This window comes from Collinsella sp. TF05-9AC (assembly GCF_003438495.1).
Classification (GTDB): Bacteria; Actinomycetota; Coriobacteriia; order Coriobacteriales; family Coriobacteriaceae; genus Collinsella.
Map to the genome: position 1 here is coordinate 46,288 of NZ_QSSH01000011.1, position 19,336 is coordinate 65,623.

Annotated in this window: 12 protein-coding genes; 4 read left to right on the forward strand and 8 right to left on the reverse strand. The window is 60.9% G+C overall.

What is annotated here, in order from left to right; genetic code table 11:
• Positions 1 to 43 precede the first annotated feature (43 nt).
• The 6 genes from dnaE to DXC52_RS04815 form a co-directional block, all read right to left on the reverse strand.
• The gene (gene dnaE, locus DXC52_RS04790) at positions 44 to 3,847 is read right to left on the reverse strand and encodes a DNA polymerase III subunit alpha (RefSeq protein ID WP_117716861.1); all 3,804 of its coding nucleotides are present in this window, start codon (positions 3,845 to 3,847) and stop codon (positions 44 to 46) included.
• 240 nt (positions 3,848 to 4,087) lie between these two features.
• Positions 4,088 to 5,287: an MFS transporter gene (locus DXC52_RS04795; protein WP_117746368.1), complete on the reverse strand. Its 1,200-nt coding sequence runs from the start codon at positions 5,285 to 5,287 to the stop codon at positions 4,088 to 4,090.
• Between the two features lie 103 nt (positions 5,288 to 5,390).
• Positions 5,391 to 5,900, reverse strand: a complete 510-nt coding sequence (locus DXC52_RS04800; protein ID WP_117746369.1) for a DUF3284 domain-containing protein — start codon at positions 5,898 to 5,900, stop codon at positions 5,391 to 5,393.
• Positions 5,901 to 6,035: 135 nt separating this feature from the next.
• Entirely contained in the window at positions 6,036 to 9,659 is a 3,624-nt protein-coding gene (locus DXC52_RS04805) for an exodeoxyribonuclease V subunit beta (protein WP_117746370.1), read from the reverse strand.
• Positions 9,660 to 9,662: 3 nt separating this feature from the next.
• A complete protein-coding gene (locus tag DXC52_RS04810; protein WP_117746371.1) occupies positions 9,663 to 12,779 on the reverse strand; it encodes a PD-(D/E)XK nuclease family protein in 3,117 nt (1,038 codons plus the stop codon).
• A gap of 222 nt (positions 12,780 to 13,001) precedes the next feature.
• The gene (locus DXC52_RS04815) at positions 13,002 to 13,301 is read right to left on the reverse strand and encodes a YerC/YecD family TrpR-related protein (protein ID WP_022094855.1); all 300 of its coding nucleotides are present in this window, start codon (positions 13,299 to 13,301) and stop codon (positions 13,002 to 13,004) included.
• A gap of 271 nt (positions 13,302 to 13,572) precedes the next feature.
• Between DXC52_RS04815 and DXC52_RS04820 the strand changes: the two genes are divergently transcribed.
• Complete coding sequence (locus tag DXC52_RS04820) at positions 13,573 to 13,938, forward strand: phage holin family protein (RefSeq protein ID WP_117746372.1); 366 nt, start codon at positions 13,573 to 13,575, stop codon at positions 13,936 to 13,938.
• Positions 13,939 to 14,072: 134 nt separating this feature from the next.
• Here the strand turns inward: DXC52_RS04820 and DXC52_RS04825 are convergent, their stop codons facing one another.
• On the reverse strand, positions 14,073 to 14,501 hold the full coding sequence (locus tag DXC52_RS04825; RefSeq protein WP_117746373.1) for an Rrf2 family transcriptional regulator: 429 nt from the start codon (positions 14,499 to 14,501) through the stop codon (positions 14,073 to 14,075).
• 253 nt (positions 14,502 to 14,754) lie between these two features.
• On the opposite strand from DXC52_RS04825, the gene cysK reads away from it, so the two are divergent.
• The 3 genes from cysK (at position 14,755) to DXC52_RS04840 (ending at position 18,104) form a co-directional block, all read left to right on the forward strand.
• Positions 14,755 to 15,693, forward strand: coding sequence for a cysteine synthase A (gene cysK / locus DXC52_RS04830; RefSeq protein WP_117746374.1), 939 nt, complete (start codon positions 14,755 to 14,757; stop codon positions 15,691 to 15,693).
• Between the two features lie 58 nt (positions 15,694 to 15,751).
• The gene (mnmA, locus tag DXC52_RS04835) at positions 15,752 to 16,975 is read left to right on the forward strand and encodes a tRNA 2-thiouridine(34) synthase MnmA (protein WP_255413397.1); all 1,224 of its coding nucleotides are present in this window, start codon (positions 15,752 to 15,754) and stop codon (positions 16,973 to 16,975) included.
• Between the two features lie 448 nt (positions 16,976 to 17,423).
• The gene (locus DXC52_RS04840) at positions 17,424 to 18,104 is read left to right on the forward strand and encodes a hypothetical protein (RefSeq protein ID WP_117746376.1); all 681 of its coding nucleotides are present in this window, start codon (positions 17,424 to 17,426) and stop codon (positions 18,102 to 18,104) included.
• Positions 18,105 to 18,244: 140 nt separating this feature from the next.
• Here DXC52_RS04840 and DXC52_RS04845 read toward each other — a convergent pair whose 3' ends face one another.
• Positions 18,245 to 19,264, reverse strand: coding sequence for a M42 family metallopeptidase (locus DXC52_RS04845; protein ID WP_117746377.1), 1,020 nt, complete (start codon positions 19,262 to 19,264; stop codon positions 18,245 to 18,247).
• Between the last annotated feature and the right edge of the window lie 72 nt (positions 19,265 to 19,336).

Genomic DNA, 19,336 nt, shown 5'->3' on the forward strand with positions numbered 1-19,336 from the left:
TCATCCAAAATGATTTTTAAATCCCCGTCCCAGAAAAATCATTTTAGATAACCGTCACGCGGCCCTGGTTACCCACGATGGCCTTGGCCTCTGCCAGCAGCGGAATCGAGCGTGCGTTGACCTTGGCCGGCACCTCGGCACGCAGTACGCGCCCGTCCACCTGCTCGATAAAGATCTCCACGCGGTCGCCGCCCGGGTTGGCGGTAAGCACCGTGGCAAGACGCGCCATATTGCCCTGGCTAAAGCGGCTGTTGGGCACCATGACCTCAAACACCTTGGGCTTGTTGTTCTCCTCGTTAAGCTCAAGCGGCACGATCTCCTGCGCGATGATCTGGTCGCCGCGGTCCGAACGCTCGAGCTTGCCCTTAATGCGCACAAACGCATCGGACAGCTGCGCACCGGTCTCGGGATCGACCTCGCCGTACAGGTATCCCTCGGCCTCTTTGTAGGTCTTGGGGAACACCACGACCGTGGCCTCGCCTTCCATGTCCTCGAGCTGCACAATACCCATGGGGTCGCCGTTTTTGGTCACGCGCTTGGACACGCTCGAGACCATGCCGGCCCACCACAGCGCCTTGCCCTCGGGAATCTCCTGGTTGATGGTACCGCCCGTGGGGTTTTGCACCTCGTAGCCGGTATCGATCTGCGAGAACGAGAAGTCGCGTGCCTTGGCTAGTGCATACTCAAACGGGCGCAGCGGGTGGTCCGAGACATAGATGCCCAGAACCTCCTTCTCCTGGCTCAACTTAAGGTGGCGGTCCCACTCCTGGCCATCCGGATCGGGCACGCTCACCTCAAAGCCCGAGCCCTCAACGTCGCCAAACATATCGAAGAACGACGTCTGGCCGCTCGCGCGATCTTTCTGGCGCTTTACCGCTGCATCGATGATGTTCTCGGGGTTGTTCTTGTCCACGAAGTGCATCATCTGGCGACGCGGATACCCCGTGGAGTCGAAAGCACCTGCCTTGATGAGCGATTCGATCACGCGACGGTTGGCCTGGCTCGAGTCCACGCGCTCGACAAAGTCGTGCAGTGTCTTAAACGGGCCGCCCGCCTCGCGCTCGGCGATAATCGCCTGCGCCACGCCGGTGCCCACGCCGCGAATGCCGGCCAAACCAAAGCGCACGCCTTCCTTGGTAGCCGTGAACTCGGTACCGGACTCGTTAACATCTGGCGACAGCACGGGGATGCCGTCGTGACGGCACGCCGAGACGTAGTGAACGATCTTGTCGGTCTTGCCCGTATAGGACGTCAGAACGGCCGCCATGTACTCGTGCGGATAGTGCGCCTTGAGCCACGCCGTCTGCATAACTAGGATGGCGTAGCCGGCGGAGTGCGACTTGTTAAAGGCGTAGGACGCGAACTCGAGAACATCGTCCCAAATCTTCTGGGCGACCTCGCGCGTGTAGTTGTTCTTGATAGCGCCGTTCATCCAGTGGTCGTAGGTGGTCTCGTCCGAGCCATCCTCCCAGTGGAGCACCGTCGAGGTGAGCAGCTTGATCTTTTTCTTAGCCACGGGCTTACGGATACGCGAGTCCGATTCGCCCTTGGAGAAGCCGCACATCTCAACGGAGATGAGCATAACCTGCTCCTGGTAGACCATGGTGCCGTAGGTTTCGCCCAGGATGTCGTCCAGGCGGTCGTCGTAGGAGACGGCCGGCTCCTTGCCGTTCATACGGTTGATGTAGGACGAAACCATGCCGGCGCCCAGCGGGCCCGGGCGGTATAGAGCGATCAATGCCACGACGTGCTTGTACTCGGTGGGCTTCATGTTCTTGATCGTGGCCGTCATGCCGGCGGACTCGACCTGGAAGACGCCGGCGGTGTGACCGGAGCCCATGAGCTTAAAGATCTCGGGGTCGTCAAAGGGAATCTCTTCCTCTTTGATGTCGATGCCGAAGTTCTTTTTGATGTTTGCCTTAGCCTTGGAGATAACCGTCAGCGTGCGCAGGCCCAAGAAGTCCATCTTGAGCAGGCCCATGTCGGCAACGGTATGGCCCTCGTACTGGGTAATCTCGACGCCGCCCTTGGTGTCGAGCTTGGTGGGCACGTGCTCGTTGACGGGGTCGCGGCAGATCAGAACGGCGCACGCGTGCACGCCCTCGCCACGGGTGAGGCCCTCGATCGAGAGCGCCGTGTCGATGATGCGGCGGGCGTCGTCGTCCTTTTTATATGCCTCGGCAAAATCGGGGTTAAACAGGTCCTCTTTGCCGGGTTGCTTTTCGAGCACCTGCTTGAGCTTGACCTTGGGGTCGCTCGAGACCATCTTGGACAGACGCTGGCCCATGTAGACCGGGTAGTCCAGGACGCGAGCGGCGTCGTTGATGGCCTGCTTGGCCTTAATGGTCGAGTAGGTGATGACGTGGGTGACCTTCTCGGGGCCATAGAGCTGGCGAACGTGCTCCACGACCTCGAGGCGCCGCTCATCGTCGAAGTCCATATCGATATCGGGCATCTCGGTACGCTGCGGGGACAGGAACCTCTCGAACATCAGGCCGTTCTCGAGCGGGTCGAACGCGGTGATGTTCATGGCGTAGGCGACGATAGCGCCGGCGGCCGAGCCACGGCCGGGGCCGACGCCGATGCCGTTGTCCTTGGCCCATTGCACGTACTCGGCGACGATCAAAAAGTAGGCGGCAAAGCCCTTGTCGCAGATGACCTTGTATTCGTACTCAAAGCGCTCTTTGATGTTGACGCCGCCGATCTCGCGCGTGGCCCAGTCGTCGCCGTAGTGCTGGCGCAGGCCCTTCTCACACTCGCGGCGGAACTGGCTCTCGTGCGTCTCGCCGGGATCGAGCAGCGGGAAGCGCGGCAGGATGATGGAATCCCAGTCCAGCTCCACGTAGCACTTGTCGGCGATCTCGAGTGTGTTGTCGCAGGCCTCGGGGCAATACGGGAACATCGCCCGCATCTCCTCCTCGGTCTTCATATAAAACTCCGAGCCGGTCATGCGCATGCGGTTGGGGTCGTCGACCTTGGCGTTCATGCCAATGCACATGATGACGTCCTGCACGGGCGCGTCCTCGCGGCGCAGGTAGTGGAAGTCGTTGGTGGCGATGACCTTGACGCCCACCTGCTTGGCGATATCGATGAGCGTGCGGTCCATCTGCTCGTCGGTCAGGCCGTTGTCGGTGGTGATGCCGTGTTCCTGGATCTCGATGTAGAAGTCGCCGGGCTCGAAGGTGTCACGGAAGGTCTCGGCCCACTTGATGGCGCCCTCCATGTCACCGCGGTCGATGTACTTGGGGATGATGCCCGCGATGCAGGCGCTGGTGCAGATCATGCCCTTGGCGTGGCGGCGCAGGTTGTCGAGCGTCACGCGCGGCTTGTAGTAAAAGCCCTGCACGGCGGCCTCGGAGACCGTCTGCATCAGGTTGACGTAGCCCTCCTGGTCCTTGGCCAGAAGGATCATGTGGTAGAGCTCGGGCTTGTGGTCGCGGGCAAGGGTCTCGTCCGGCGTAAAGTAGACCTCGCAGCCAAAGATGGGTTTGATGACCAGGGGCGGCTTGAGCTCGTCGATGTTGCCCTTCTCGTCCCACATGGCCATGTCCTTCACATACTGGGCATGCTCGCGCGGGTTTTCCTCGGGATCGGGCTCCACCAGCTCGTCGCGGCGGTCCTTTTCCAAGAAGGCCTTGTCGTGGCTCCACGTCTTGTACTCGGGCGTGTTGTGGTTGACGGCGTCGCAGGCCAGCGCCAGGTCGGGCACGCCATACATGTAGCCGTGGTCGGTAATGGCCACGGCGGGCATGCCCAGCTCAACGGCACGGTTGACCATATCCTGGATACGGGTTGCGCCGTCGAGCATGGAGAAGACAGTGTGGTTGTGCAGATGGACAAATGCCATGTGATGAGCTCCGATGCGGGTTCGTGTTCTGACTGAACGATTTTACCCCACGGCACGGACAGCACCCGAACCTAGCCAAACCCACACGGGCAGTCTTTTTGGGACCTTCAAAAAGGGGAATGAGGGCACCCAGATATATCGAGTATTACTGGAACCCCGGCGATGCGCGGAATGATTTGTGACGAATAGTCATGTCCATCAAGAAGGCTCGACGCTTCGGATAACTCGTCAATCGATATATCAATTCTTGGAGACCTGTATTCCAGCCATTTTTAATGAAACAACGGCGGTAATTGCTATCGCGATTGCACCAATAATACCGAGCGCTATCTGAATGGGATATAACCCCAACACATGTCCAAATATGGAGAAAAACACTGCAGAAAAGAGAGCCCTTACCAGAGACGCGACGGAAAGGATCGTCGCGCGGAGATCGTCCGCTATCGCGTCTTGGATTAAGTTTTCCGAAGTGATGTACACCACTTCTGGGAGAAAACAAAGCACCATGCTAAGGCCAAACAAACACAGCGGATTTGAAGCGAACCACGGAAGAATCATGAAAAGGCCAGCCTCGATTAGCATCGAGCCGAGCATGGTATTTCTTTTCCCGAAACGCAATGAGAAGAAATCTGCTGCAATGTAGGCCGTCGCATTTACTGCATAGGATGCACCGAAAAAGATTCCTATTATGGAGACGGGAGCATCAAATGCGTCGAATACCAACTGATTCAAGTTGTAATAACTCCCATAGAATCCATCGAGCATGCTTGTGCCGATTAGAAGAAGCAATACCGCAAAAGCGGATTTTCCAACACGCCAGGTTTCGCGTCTGAACATCTTGGCCGCGTCAAACCTTCCCTTTTCAGAGCTTTCAGAACGGGTCGCTTCCGTCCTCTCAATGGGATACAGAAGGAAAAGCTGCAGGAGATAGAAAACGGAGACACATACGTAGAGGGCGCTCCAAGATACTTGGGCAATGAAAGATCCGAGCACAATCGCCATTCCCGTAGCGATTGATTGCGCGGCAAGCAGCCGAGCGTTGATGGTGAGGAAACGCTCTCCTTGACCGGCATTCCGGGCAATTTCATATAAAAGTGCTTGTTCGGATCCCGATTGAAGGGAGTAGGCGAGTGCCTCAACAAGGGAAAGCACGACAAGAAAGGGACCTGAGAGCAACAGCATGCCAGCCGTATGGAAGAAAAGCAGCAGCACGCCCACTTGAATCGAAAACTTCTTTCCAAAGAAATCGCCTATCAGCCCTGTTGGCAGCTCGAGGACGACCGTTGTAATGTTAAACAGGGCTTGATAAAGCGCGATTTCCGTGACAGACATTCCTTTCTCCGCAAGGAAAAGTAGAAACACTCCCCGATTTAAAACAAATCCCGCGAGAACGAAAAAGGCGGAATAGATGTGCAGTTGCGTAGCGGCATTCTTATTCATTTGGCACTTCCATCAACTACTTTTGTCGGGCCGCTCGCTACTGACTCGAAGCCTGAAGTGTTCACAGTTGATGTGAAGAGCGGTAAAACTTTTGCACAGGGTATCAATGGAATACATCCGAAGCGTTTTCGGCAGTATCATCGGCGAAGGCGGGATTAGCCTTTACGCGGCGCTCACCCTCGATATATTTGACGATTTGATCAATCGTCTGGTTGGCGTGGCTCTTGAGCTTGCGCTCATAGAAGAAGAGGCCGAGCTTGCCGCGCGTGCCAGACGTGTTGCCACCCACACCCTGAAAATCCTCGGTATAGGTGAGCTCGCAGACACCATCGCCAGCAGGTGCAGCCTCATAGCGCATAGTATTGATGCCCGCCGCATACTGAAAACGGACCTCATAGAGACACGGGTAGTCAAAGTGCTTGATTTTAACCTTGATCGCCATGCCCTTGGCCTTGCCTTTTGCGGACTGGGCGCGCTTCTCGTACTTATAGCCGTTGAGCTTGTTGCGGCTGGGACGCTTGCCCGTGGCGTTCTCGATATCCTGCATGATGGACCCCGCCAGAGCGTCAAAAAGCTCCTCCGGCGTCACCTTAAGCGTTTTGGTGAGCTGCATGATGGCTCCTTATTCGTTTGAACCGTTCGAGCCATTGTACCGCCCCAGGCTCTCCCATGCGTTGCGGTGAAATGCGGACTGTTTGGCGGCTTTTTTGGCCAAAACAGTCCGTATTCCACCGCAAGTTATTGAGGGCTAGCGGCTGTAGGTGACCACCTGAGGCTCGCACGGGTTGGCGAGGTCGACTTGCTCCACGCGGACGAACTTGACGGTCACGGCCTCAAAGCCCGCCTTGTGCAAAACATCAGCGTAGACGCGCGCCTGCAGGGCGTGCTTCTCCTGCAGCTGTTCCGGCGTCTCGTCCGGTGTGCCGCCCGTCTTGTAGTCGATGACCAGCGCGTGCGACGGATCGGCCGGGTCGGTTGCCAAGGCATCGATAGCGCCCTCGGCATATGCGCCGTAGCGGGCGATGTCCTCGTCCTCGCAGCCCAGCGAAAAGAACGGCACCTCGGCGCGAACGCACGGCCAGGCAAGCAGCTCGGCACGGACCGCCGACTTGAGCCAGCGGTCCAGGGCAACGTCGAAGCGTTCGCGCTGCTCCGGCGTTAGGCGCCACAGGCGAGCCAGGGCGTCGGCACGCTCGGCGGGCAGCTCATTGGCACCCATCTCGATCAGCCACTGGCAGGCGGCATGGAACGCCGAGCCCAGCGCCATGGGGTTGCCGGCGGGCTCAACGGCGGCCACGTCTGCATCCGTCATCTCGGAACCATCCGACTCCGCATCATCGCCAGCCTCGTCCATGGGCACATGCGCCTCGGCGGCTCGGTCCTCGGACTCGGCATGCAGCGCCGCGGCAATTGACGAGTAGCTGTACGAATCGCGCGCCAGATACGGGCAGGTGCCCATGCGCACGCCCACCGCCTGGGGATACACGAGCTCAAACGCATCGGGCTCGGGGTCGGCAGGACCGGGAACGGTGGCGCGGGCATCCGCACCGGCACCCTCCGGCTCCGCATCGCCGCGGACAAGCCCGCCCTCGACATCCAGCGAAGCGTTGGCCTCAAACGCCTGCTCGCCAAAGGTAAAGTCCGCGAGCGAAATGAGCTCGTAGTCGCCCGGCTGGGAGTTGTCGAACACCAGGCGGTCGGCATCGAGCTGCGGCATGTCCAGAGCGTCGGTAGGCAAAATACGACGCAGCACGTCGTAGGTCAGATCGGTCTCGACGTCGAAGGTCGGCGCCGTCACCTTGCCGCGGCTCACGCCGGCATCCATCGCCAAGATCACCAGCTCGCGGGCACGCGTCATGGCAACGTAGAGTAAGCGGGCCCGCTCCTCGAGCGAAAGCTGCAGGTCGTCGTTGCGCAGGCGGGCAAATGCCTCGGCGGGAGAGCCCGTCGCGCAGATGTCCTCCATGAGCTCCAGCGGCAACCACAGCGACGTGCCCTTGCCCTTAAACGCGTGTTCAAACTGCTTTTTGACGTCATCGCCCTTCACGAAGGTCCCGTCGGCAAGCTTAACGCCATCAAAACGAGCCGGCAGCGCCACGACTTGCGCCCCACCGTCGACGCGGCCCATCTGTGCCGCACCGGACGATTTGCGCACGCCAAAGCACTCGGCAACCGCTACGACCGGATACTCCAGACCCTTGGATGCATGCACGGTCATGATGCGCACCGCGCCGTCACCCCCCTCGTTGAGGGCGCACGGGGCCTCCTTGCCCGCCAAGAAGCGGTCGAAGGCCAGCGCAATGGAGCGCGGAGAATTGCCGAGCTCGGCCTCTGCCTCGGCCACGGCATCGAGCGCCTTGAGTACGTTGGCGGCAATGGCCTTGCCCTCGGGGCCGCGCTGCGCCAGACGCACGAACCAGCCGGAGGCATTGACCACGTCGCGCGCGATGGCGGCGAACGAATCGCGTCCCACGCGACGAAGCGCATAGCGCAGCACCTCGCGGGCACGCGTCACGAGCGGCAAGTCTTGCAAACCCGGCACGTCGAAATCACTCATGATGCCCACGTCGATATTCCGGCGCGAAGTCTCCCCCGTCTCGCTATCGAGCTTGGTCGCCAGCGCCAGGAACTCCTGGGCGCCGAGCGCAAACATCGGCGAGGCGAGCAGTGGCATAAGGCCCTGCGCCGTATCGGCCGGATTGGCGAGTGCGCAGACCAGGGCACGCACCGTCTGCACCTCGGCTGCCTGGGCAAAGACCGAGCCGCCTGCGATCACGCAGTCGAGCCCCTGGTCGCGGAAGGCCTGGGCGTAGACGTCTGCGTTGGTCATGCGGCCCAGCAGCAGGACCATGCTGCCCAGGGGCTGTTTTTTATCGGCAAGCGCGCGGAAACGCTCGGCAATCGCACGAGCTTTCGCCCGCGTTCGCTCCTGCGTGCTGCCGCCGGCAACAAAGATCGCCTGACGGCGCGAGGCATCCGCCACCAGCGTGTCTTTGCGCCCATCGCTCGCCTCAAGGTCCAAAAAGCCCTGCATCAGGCCGCCGTCATCGCCGTCGAAGACGCGTGCCACGTAACGCAGCACCTCGTCGTGGCTGCGGAAGTTGCGTACAAGCTTGACGAGCTCGCCGGCGGGGGCATCGGACGTGGCGACCGTCTCGGACGCCGTCGTCGAACCCACCTTGCGCTCCTGGCGACGGAACACCTCGACCTCGGCACCACGGAAGCGGTAGATCGACTGCTGCGCATCGCCTACGGTGCACAGCGCGCGCTCCCCCGCGCCCGTCAGGTAACGGATCAAATCGACCTGCATCTGGTCGGTATCCTGGAACTCATCGATCATGACCATCTTAAAGCGGCCCTCGTACGCAGCACGAATGGCAGGGTAATCGCGCAACGCCTCGTAAGCCATGCGCAGCAGGTCGTTATTATCGAGGGCGGACTGGTCAGCCTTGAGCGCGCGGTATTCCGCCTCCACAGCACGAGCAAGCCCCACCAGCGCATCGAGCGCCGGACCGCCGCAGGCAAGCACGATATTGATAAATGCATCGGCAGCCTCGGCCTTGAGCAGCTCCACCTGCTCCTTAGGAAACGCCTTGCTCGCCCGAGGCATACTGCACGACATCATGAGTCGCGCCGCATCCTCCATGGTTTTGCCGCTCGCCTCAAACGCGTCGATGGCATCGAGTGCCACCTGCGCTTTCTCGGTCGCGGCCTTGCTCGCACCCAACGCCGCGCGATAGGCGTCGGCAAGCGCAGAGGTGTCGGCCTGGCCGCGCGCCACGCACACATCGTCCATGCCGCCCGGCAGCTGGCTCGAAAGCTCCAGCAGGTCGCGCACCAAACCCTTGATGGTGGTGCCGCCGCCAAAGGGACCGCCCTCGCCCGCCATGGGATACCAGGCATAGAGGGCTTTGAGCGAAGCGGCAAGCTCGGGGGCGGCATCGGGCGCCGTCGCACGGCCCAGTACATGCTCGACAGCCTGATCCATAAGCTCATCGGTATCCGTGAGCACGGTGAATTCGGGGTCGATACCCAGCTCCAGCGCATGCGCGCGCAGGATACGCGAGCACATGCCGTGGATGGTCGAAATCCAGGCATCGTCAACCGTCAGGGCTTCCTCGTCCATACCTTCTTCGATAAGCGCGCGGCGCACGCGGTCGTGGATCTCGGCCGCGGCGTCCTTGGTAAAGGTAATGGCGAGCACCTGGTCCAGATGCTCAACGAACGGACCGGATTCGGGCGAGAGCGCGTAGACGATACGGCGCGTTAGGGTGAAGGTCTTGCCCGAACCGGCGCCCGCCGAGACAAACAGCGGGCGGTCGAGCGTTTTGACGACTTGCAGCTGTTGCGGCATCAAAGTCGAAAGATCCATGGTCTACACGTCCCTCCTTACAAACGTTCCTTCGTGGTTATACGAGCAGCGCGCATGCGCGGCCTGAGCCGACGTCGGATCGACGGCAGCAACGTTGCCCGCCTCGAGCTCGCGCAGGCGCTCGGCAATACCGGCCTCCACGCGGTCGAGCAGGGTGTCGAAGTCCATATTGCCGCCCTCGCCCGGAAAGCCCTTCTTAAGGCCTGGAATACGACCGTCGCCGCGTTCCTCCTCGAGCAGCTCGTCACTCGCGGCGCCGCGCAGCGCCGGCTTGCCGCCCTTGGTCGAAAAGTAGAGCGCCGCGCGCGTGTTCAGATCCAGCGCCCGCCGCATGGCCTGCGCGTAGATGAGCGTCTGGGTATGCGGCGGCAACCAACGCGGGTCGTCGGCGGGCACCGCGCCCGTCTTCTCGTCGAACACCGTGGGGTCGGCGAGCTTATATTCCTCGACGCCCGAACGATGCTTGTAGTCGATCACCACGGCACGGTTCTCGGCATCCACGTCCACGCGGTCGATGCGCCCGCCGAGCGGCCAGCCGGCATACTCGACCTTAAGCTCGTTAAACGCAAATTCCAGATAGCGCGGGACAAAGGGCGCAAGCGCCTCGGACTCATAGGCGAGCACGCCCTCCAGCTGCGGCAAGATCTCGGCCACCTGGCGCTCCTCCACCGGAGAGAGTGGCACGAGCGGGCCCTCGGTACCGCGCTTGCCGGCGTGCTCGGCCAGGGTCTCGTCGAAGACCTCGCGCAGCAGCTCCTGTGCGCGCGGCAGGTTCATGGGCGTCACGCGCTCCATACCTTCCTGCGGCAGGCGAGCATGCAGGTGCTCCAACACGTCGTGTACAAAGTTGCCCTTCTCCATGTTGCCAAAGCCCGCATCGATAGACTGGGGTTTTACGCGATAGGACACAAACCAGCACAGCGGGCAGGTGGAATAGGCCTCGATCTGCGAGGCGGACGTTAAACGCGGCACGAGCGGCGCATCCTCGCCCTCACCATCGCGGCGGCGCAAAACCAGATACGGCACGGCCTCGGCGCTCAGATGCTGAGGGGCTTCGCATGCGACCCGCTTGCGCTCGAGCCCTTCGCCGGCGGCGGGGTCGAAGTCCCTCACGATATCGCCCTCGCCCACGCACGTCGCCTTGGCGGCGCCGGCGGCCTTGTCGGCGTCAGCGGCCTTGGCGTGCGCGCGCAACTCGGTCCACACGGCAGCCGGATAGCACTCGCGCGCCTGACGGTCGTGGGTCACGCGGGCAAGCACAACGGAGCCGCGCGCAGCCTGCATCGCACGCCCAAAGCGCACGCGCAGCAGGGCGGCGGGCTCAAGCGTCACGCCGCCGCGATCCAGCTCTTCCGTCAACGTGGCCAACGGGCCCTCCTCATGCGAGAGCGGATAGCTGTCCAAGTCGACATCGGCAAACAACACCGCATCGTAGCTGTTGGGACGCAGCGCTGCCGCATCGGCAAGAGACACAAAGCGCACCTGGGCACGCGGGGTGCGATCGACCTCGTAGGTCTCGTAACCGTAAGCGGCGCTGCGCTTATCCACCTTAGTGCGGACGCCGTCGAGCACGGGCACGGTAGCCGCCTGCGACACGTCGAGCGCGCGGGCGTCGTTCATAAGGATGTCGATGGCATGGCGCAGCAGGGCAGTCTCGGCCTGGCGACGGGCCTGGCCGTCGAGACCGCCAAACGCGCGATCGGGCAGCGCCTCGGCAACGGCAAGCATGGCCTTGAGCGCCGTCACGGGCTTGTCACGCCACAGCGCTTGGAACACGTCCGAGACCACGCACGGCACGTTCTTAAACCAGTTCTGGTCGCTGGCCGCCTTACGCGCACCCCTCACCTGGCCCTGCACGCTCTGCAGCAGACTCTTGACGCCCGCAGTGGTCTTGCTGCGCGACAGGCGCATGTTCTTATCGAAGGTTCGCGCGCTGGCGGCGTCGGCGCCCGAAAGTGGGCTATAAATCCAGTCGGTAAGCTCCGGGGCGGGCCACCACTCGGTCTTGGAGGCGGTGCCCTCGTCAGCAGCCTTCATGCGCTCGATCAGGTTGGCAAGCGCCGTGAACTGCCTGCCCGCGATGGATTGGGAAAACGCCGTGAACTCGGTTGTCTCGGCCGCGATGTGGCGCGCCGCCAAACGGGCGGCAAGCTCGCCGAACAACTGGGGCGCCTGGGCGGACACCACGAGCACGCGCGCAGGATCGGCCGGTGCCGCAGCGCCGTCGCGCGGTGCAGCACCCTCGCGCGCCTTTACCAACTTATCAATAGCATTCGCATAGGCATAGGCGCGGGCATGGGGACCGGCGACCTCTATAAAGGCAGGCTGAGCGGTGGGCTTAGAGGAGGTCTTAGACGCGGCAGCGTCCTCCCCCAGCGGCGCAATCTCAAACAGCACACCGCGGGCATCAAAGGCCGCAGCAAGTTCCTCGCGCATTGCCGCCTGCTCGCGGGCGAGCAGCACGACGACCTCTCCCCCGCCATTCGCCACGGCAGACAGCAGCTCGAGCAGGCCATGCGCAAACGACGTGACGCCGCGCACGAACACCGCGCGGGCGCAGGCGGGCAGATTGTCGGCAAAGGCGCCGGCCATCATGTCGGCCGCCTCGCAGGGCTCGACCAGATCTCGGCGGTCCAAGCCGCTCGCGTAGGCGCGCAGCAGCTCGAACACACGAGCCTCGGCGTCGCTTTTGGGCTCGGGCTGGCAAACGTTGTCGCAGCGGCGCTCAGCGCCCGTCCCCGCTACACCCGGCAGGACATCGCGAGCCATGCGTGCGAGCATGCGCACCGTACCCTGGCTGCGCGAAAGCGGCTGCAGGTCGGCATCGTCGCGACGGGCAACCATATCCGAGAACAGCATCTGACGCTGCAGGTTGTCGACAAAGCTGCGGCCGTCGCCCATCAGCTCCCACAGCGAACGGAGCCACGACGAGGGGGTCTTGTAATCAACGCCCAGCGAGGCGCCGTCCACCGCCGCATCGTGGCGGCACAGGTCGAGCTCGGCAAACGTAGGCGCCAGCAATACGGCACGCCCGTGACGGGCAACCAGGTCGGCGAGCAGCGCCGCCTCGACATCGCTCAGGTCCGCGCCGGCATTGGTGGTATAGATTCGAACAGGCATGGTCCTCCACTCAAACTGTTCGCAATAATCAATGTATCTATCCTACCCGCCCACGCGGACAGATTTGCCCCACGCCAACAGATTTGATCCCTTGGGGACGGAGGAAAACGGATTACCTAGGGGGTCAGTCTAACCCGGTGATCCGTTTTCTTCCGTCCCCAAGGAATCAAAAAACCGCCCCCGAAGGGACGGTTCTGCGCAATTCGTTTTTTTGCCGTTGGCCTACTCGCCGTCCTCCAGCTTGATGAGGATCTTGCGATAGCCGCCGTACTCGCCGTTCAGCGCCTTGGATACGCGGCTCACCGTGGTGGACGAAGCGCCGGTGCGGGCCTGAACCTCAACATAGGGCTCACCCTCATCCAGATAACGCGCGACCTGCAGGCGCTGCGAAAGATCGCAGATCTCGCGCGGCGTGCAGATATCGGTCAAAAACGCTTGAATATCCTTCTCGTCGTCCAAAAGACTAAATGCGTGGACCAGCTGCTTGACATCAGGCTTGTCAAACATGTTCTCGATATTCATCGATCACCGCCAAACCCGCCAAAAGGCATCGAAGTTGATACTGACATCGGGCATCGTTCGCCCGTTCTATGCAATAAAACAATGCATGGGGCATTTGCCCGTAGCAGTGTAGCACACCACTAAACTAAAGCGATAAGACTCTCTGTCAGCGGCGCGTTTTTCAGGACGAACGCCGTTTTGAAACTAAATGCGCACGTAAGCTCCACGAATATTTGCGACAATGGGCGTCCAAACAAATCGACACACTGTCTGCGCAGAAAGGGATCACACCATGCGCTTTATGCTTAACTGGCTCTTCACCTCGATCGCCATTGCGATCGCCACGTTTCTCGTCCCCGGCATCCAACCCTTCGGTTTTGCCGAAGCCTGGGTCTGCTTTGCCTTTGTGGGGCTGTTCCTCAACATCGTCGACTCGCTCGTAAAGCCATTCCTCACGGTCATTTCGCTGCCGCTCACCATTATTACGCTGGGCATTTTCCAGCTCGTGGTCAACAGCTTTATGCTCGAGCTCGCCAGCTACCTGTCGGTTAATCTCCTAGGCGCCGGCATTTCTATCGCCAGCTTTGGCTCGGCCTTTATGGGCAGTATCCTGGTATCCATCATGCGCAGCATCCTCGACGGCGTCGCCAACGATTAAAACAATCCGTCGTCAGGAGTCACAGAAGCTCAAAGCAAAGGCCGCCCATCGCAAAAATGGGCGGCCTTCTTTGTCCAGTCTCAGAGGGTCAGAAATTCTTCCATTTCCACCCTGTCCCCACGCGGCAGGTGGGGCTAGATCACGTAGTCGTAGCCCTCGTTGTGAGTGACAAGTTGGTCAAGCGTCACGCCGTCGAGGTAGTCGTTGATGAGCTTGTCCAGGTTCTTCCACACATCGAGCGTGGGGCACTCATCGGAGCGCGAACAGCCCTTGCAGTCACCGTCCAGGCAGGCAACCGGTGCCAGGCTGCCCTCGGTCAAGCGCAGGATCTCGCCCACCGTATACTGCTCGGGCGAGCGCGTGAGCACGTAGCCACCGCCCTTGCCGCGCATGCCCGAGAGCATATTGGCGCGCACGAGCGTCGCCAGAATATTCTCGAGGTACTTCTCCGAAATACCCTGACGTGCCGCAATCTCTTTAAGCGGGATACGGCCAGCCGCCTGGTGCTCGGCCAGGTCGACCATAACGCGCAGGGCGTACCTGCCCTTAGTAGAAACCAACATATATAGTGCTGCCTTTCGGTCTTTTGTTCGAAGCAATTCTAGCCGAAAAAGTGGTTTTGAAAACTCCCGTTCCAGTCCAGCGGGTTAATCATCTTGCAATAAATATCTTTTTCCTATTGCATTAGTAGGCTTTAGTGTCTACTATGCTTTTCAACAGCTAAACGAACAACCTATAAGGTTTATGGGTTTAGCTGTTAGACACACCGTAAAACCACACGGTATCCAGCAAACTTGAACACTTTGGAGGTTCACCATGAGCAAGGTTTACACGTCCATCGATCAGCTTATCGGCCACACTCCGCTTCTGGAGCTCACCCACTTTGAGGCCGACGAGGACCTCAAGGCCCGCGTGCTCGTCAAGCTCGAGTACTTCAACCCCGCCGGCTCCGTTAAGGACCGCGTCGCCAAGAACATGATCGACGAGGCCGAGAAGGCCGGCAAGCTCGTGCGCGGCGGCGACTACACCATCATCGAGCCCACGAGCGGCAACACCGGCGTCGGCATCGCCTCCGTGGCGGCCGCCCGCGGCTACAAGGTGATCATCACCATGCCCGAGACCATGTCCGTCGAGCGCCGCAAGCTAATGCAGGCGTACGGCGCGCAGCTTGTGCTCACCGATGGTTCCAAGGGCATGAAGGGCGCCATCGCTAAGGCCGAGGAGCTGCAGAAGGAGACCCCCAACAGCATCATCGCCGGCCAGTTCATAAACCCCGCCAACCCCGCCATCCACAAGGCCACGACCGGCCCCGAGATCTGGGATGACACCGACGGCAAGGTCGACATCTTCGTCGCCGGCGTTGGCACCGGCGGCACCGTGACCGGCGTGGGCGAGTTCCTCAAGGAGCAAAACCCCGAGATTCAGGTCGTCGCCGTCGAGCCCGCCACCTCCCCGGTGCTCTCCAAGGGCCAGGCCGGCCCGCACAAGATCCAGGGTATCGGTGCCGGCTTTGTGCCCGACGTCCTCGACACCCAGGTCTACGACGAGATCATCCCCGTCGAGAACGACGACGCCTTTGCCACCGGCCGCGCCGTGGGCCACAAGGAGGGCGTGCTCGTGGGCATTTCGTCCGGCGCCGCCGTGTGGGCCGCACTGCAGCTGGCCAAGCGCCCCGAGAACGAGGGTAAGACCATCGTGGCGCTGCTCGCCGACACCGGCGAGCGCTACCTGTCCACGGCGCTCTTCCAGGACTAGAGCTTCTCGTTCTTAGAACGAGTCCAAGGCACGCCGGTCTCCCCTCTCTTCTGGCAGCCTGGGCTTATCCCAACAGGGTGTCCCACGAGACCTCCGAACTTGCTACAATGTCTGCGGCGCGGAACCAGCCTCCCGCGCCGCTTTTCTTTTTTGGCCACATGCCACCAAGGAGAACCTCCCCATGCACAACAAGCGCGTGCTCGTCGCCATGAGCGGCGGCGTCGATTCCAGCGTGACCGCGTATCTGCTCAAAAGTCAGGGTTACGAATGTGTCGGTGCCACCATGCGCCTCACCTGCCCCGCACCCGATCCCGCAACAGGCATGAGCAAAGTCGATCGCGACATCGCTGACGCGAAGGCCGTCGCCGGGCGCCTGGGAATACCCCATCACGTGCTCGACTTGCAGCAAACCTTCGACCGTAACGTAATCGAGCGCTTTGTGAGCGCCTACCAGGAGGGGCTGACGCCCAATCCGTGCATTATCTGCAACCGCCACATTAAGTTTGGCGCGCTGCTCGATGCGGCGCTGGACATGGGCTGCGACTACATCGCCACGGGCCATTACGCCAAAACGAGCCAGGCGCCCGACGGCACCTGGCAGCTGCATCGCGGCGAGGACCCCAAAAAGGACCAGAGTTACTTTTTGTATTCGCTCACGCAGGAGCGCCTGGCGCACACGATCTTTCCGCTGGCAGGCCTAGACAAAGAGCACGACGTGCGCCGCATAGCCACCGAGCAGGGCTTTGTTAACGCCAAGAAGGCAGAAAGCGAGGACATCTGCTTTATTCCAGACGGTGACTACGCGGGCTATATCGAGCGCCGCTGCGGACATCCCGCTGCACCGGGCGACATTGTGTGGCGCGACGGCAGCGTGGTCGGGCGCCACAATGGCGCGCTGCGCTATACCATCGGCCAGCGTAAGGGCTTGGGCGTCGCGATGGCGCATCCCGTGTACGTAACGGGCGTCGACGCCGTCAACAACACCGTGCATCTGGGCGAGGCAGAGGACCTGACGGCCACGGCACTCACGGCCAACGACTGGATTTGGAGCGCCCCTGCCGACCACATGGAGGCCGAGCTCACGTCCGGCGGCATTCGCGTGGGCGCCAAGTACCGCTACCGTCAGAAAGACCAGGCAGCGACCCTCACGCGTGGCGAAGACGGGCAGATGCTCTTGACCTTTGACGAGCCGCAACGAGCCATCGCCCCCGGCCAGGCAGTCGTTATCTACCGCGGCGACGTCGTCCTCGGCGGCGGCACCGTAACCGCCGCCATCAAATAGCCGTACCCCCGATAAGTTGCGGTGAAATAGGGACTGTTTAAGCGTTTCAAACGCCAAAACAGTTCCTATTTCACCGCAACTTCGTTAAGTATTATGCTCTGCTTAAATGCTAAATTTAACATTGTAAATACTTAACGAGGCCAGCAGCTTAAGACCAACGATTTCTCGCTATCGAGACCCAGGTATCGCCAGCGGTATTGAAGTGCCCATCCGATGCCTGGGTTTTTCGCTTTCTGATTGCTACTGGCTGAGACCGGTCGACTGCGATGAGCTCAATTGGCGGCACCTCAATTATTTCGAGAACGATTTTGAACGGTCGGCACCCGAGCAGCGTTCAGGTTGGCTTGAGGGCATCGGACTCAAAAATCCTGACAATACGTCCGAGGGCGAGCTCCCCAAATCCTGGATGATCTGCAATGGCGTTCGTATCCTGGTCAAAGGATGTGGAATGGACGATCAGCGACCGTTTAACGAGGCGGTTGCAACAGCTCTACATCGGCGTCTGCTATCCAAAGGTGAGTTTGTTCCCTATACGGTCGAGCGCATGTTCGACGGGCCCGTATGCCTATGCGATGACTTTCTTAATGGCCGCGAGGAATACGTGCCGGCCGCTTATATCAGGGACGCACTCGGTGGCCAGCGAGGAAGCTCGACATACGATAGATACTGTCGCTATCTCGGCAGACACGGGGCTGACGAAGCTGCCGTGAGAAGATCCGTGTCGCAGATGATCGTCTGTGATGCCCTCCTGGCCAACAGCGACCGCCACTGGCGGAACTTCGGCATCATCCGCAACGTCGACACCTTGGAGATACGGCCTGCACCGCTGTTCGATAGCGGCAATTGCTTGTGGTACAACGTGCCAGCCGCCGCGCTCGTTACCGGGGAGTTTGGGTTTGCCGCCAAACCGTTTGGGCCGGACCCTTCCACTCAGCTGGCATTTGCCGACTCACTCGATTGGTTCGATGCATCGCGCCTCGATGGATTCGTCGACGAGGCGGCCGAAATCCTCTCACAAAGTGCATGGGCAACGGCAGACAATCGCCTCAAGGCCATCCGCCGCGGTCTCGAGCGCCGCACGATAGAGGTAAGCGCCGCCGTTGAGGTACTACGACACGTGCGGAGATAACAGCGCTGCCTCCTAAGTTGCGGTGAAATAGGGACTGTTTTCGCATTTAAAACGCTTAAACAGTCCCTATTTCACCGCAACTTATTGGGGGGGTGGCGCTGGCTTTTCAGTCACGCTGGCCAGCGCCGTTATCGGCGCGCCTAGCGCTGCACGTAGGCTCGGACCAGCTCGTAGGTGTTGCGCACGCCGTCGATGTGGCTGCGCTCGTAGTTGTGGCTCGCGTACACGCCGGGGCCGATCAGGCCGTGACGGATGTCGTAGCCGGCAGAAAGCGTGGCCTCAACGTCTGAGCCGTAGTGCGGATACACGTCGATGGCGTAATCGAGCTCCAGCTCGCGCGCGATGTTGGACAGCGTGGTTACCAGGTCGTAGTTGTACGGACCGCCCGAATCCTTGGCGCAGATTGAAACCATGCGCTCGGTGCAGCCCAGGTCGTCACCCACGCAGCCCATGTCCACGCTAATCATCTCGCGCGTGTCGGCCGGCACAAAGGCACCGCCGTGGCCGACCTCCTCGTACACCGTAAAGAGCAGCGATACCTTGCGCGAAAGCGTCACCTCGCCAGCGGCGACGGCACGCGCCAAGCCCAGCAAAATGGCGGCCGAAAGCTTATCATCCAGGAAGCGGCTCTTAATGTAGCCGCTCTCCGTCACCGTGGTACGCGGATCCATAGCGATGATGTCGCCGGTCTGAATACCCAGCTCGAGCACATCGTCCTTGCTGTCGACGTTCTCGTCGAGCAGGATCTCCATGTTCTTCTCGACGGTCTTGACCGGCTCGTCGGCAACGTGCGCCGAAGGCTCGGTATTGAGGACCACACCCGTAAAGACTTTGCCGTCGCGCGTATAAACGGTGCAGTTCTCGCCATCGGCCGTAGACCACTGATGCCCGCCAAGCGTCGTGGGACGCAGGCGACCATTGTCCTTGATGGAGCGCACCATGGCGCCCAGGGTATCGACATGGCTCGCCAGTACGAGCGGCTCACCCTCGCCACCAAGCTCAACGAGCACGTTACCCTTATTAGAACGCTCAGGCCCAAACCCCATATCGCGAAGCGTCTCCATCAGATAATCGGTCGCCGCACGAGTAAACCCCGTAGGCGAAGCAATCGAAGTAAGCGCCTTCAACTGGTCAGTAATATAGGAGAGCGTAGAATCCATCTGGGACACCGAAGTCACCCTTTCATATCGAATTAAACCCACAGCAACAATACCACCGCGTACCATCTTTTT

Coding starts and splice junctions, on each gene's coding strand:
- dnaE (WP_117716861.1), bottom strand. CDS start 3,847: ATGGCATTTGTCCATCTGCACAACCACACTGTCTTCTCCATGCTCGAC.
- DXC52_RS04795 (WP_117746368.1), bottom strand. CDS start 5,287: ATGAATAAGAATGCCGCTACGCAACTGCACATCTATTCCGCCTTTTTC.
- DXC52_RS04800 (WP_117746369.1), bottom strand. CDS start 5,900: ATGCAGCTCACCAAAACGCTTAAGGTGACGCCGGAGGAGCTTTTTGAC.
- DXC52_RS04805 (WP_117746370.1), bottom strand. CDS start 9,659: ATGGATCTTTCGACTTTGATGCCGCAACAGCTGCAAGTCGTCAAAACG.
- DXC52_RS04810 (WP_117746371.1), bottom strand. CDS start 12,779: ATGCCTGTTCGAATCTATACCACCAATGCCGGCGCGGACCTGAGCGAT.
- DXC52_RS04815 (WP_022094855.1), bottom strand. CDS start 13,301: ATGAATATCGAGAACATGTTTGACAAGCCTGATGTCAAGCAGCTGGTC.
- DXC52_RS04820 (WP_117746372.1), top strand. CDS start 13,573: ATGCGCTTTATGCTTAACTGGCTCTTCACCTCGATCGCCATTGCGATC.
- DXC52_RS04825 (WP_117746373.1), bottom strand. CDS start 14,501: ATGTTGGTTTCTACTAAGGGCAGGTACGCCCTGCGCGTTATGGTCGAC.
- cysK (WP_117746374.1), top strand. CDS start 14,755: ATGAGCAAGGTTTACACGTCCATCGATCAGCTTATCGGCCACACTCCG.
- DXC52_RS04840 (WP_117746376.1), top strand. CDS start 17,424: ATGGACGATCAGCGACCGTTTAACGAGGCGGTTGCAACAGCTCTACAT.
- DXC52_RS04845 (WP_117746377.1), bottom strand. CDS start 19,264: ATGGATTCTACGCTCTCCTATATTACTGACCAGTTGAAGGCGCTTACT.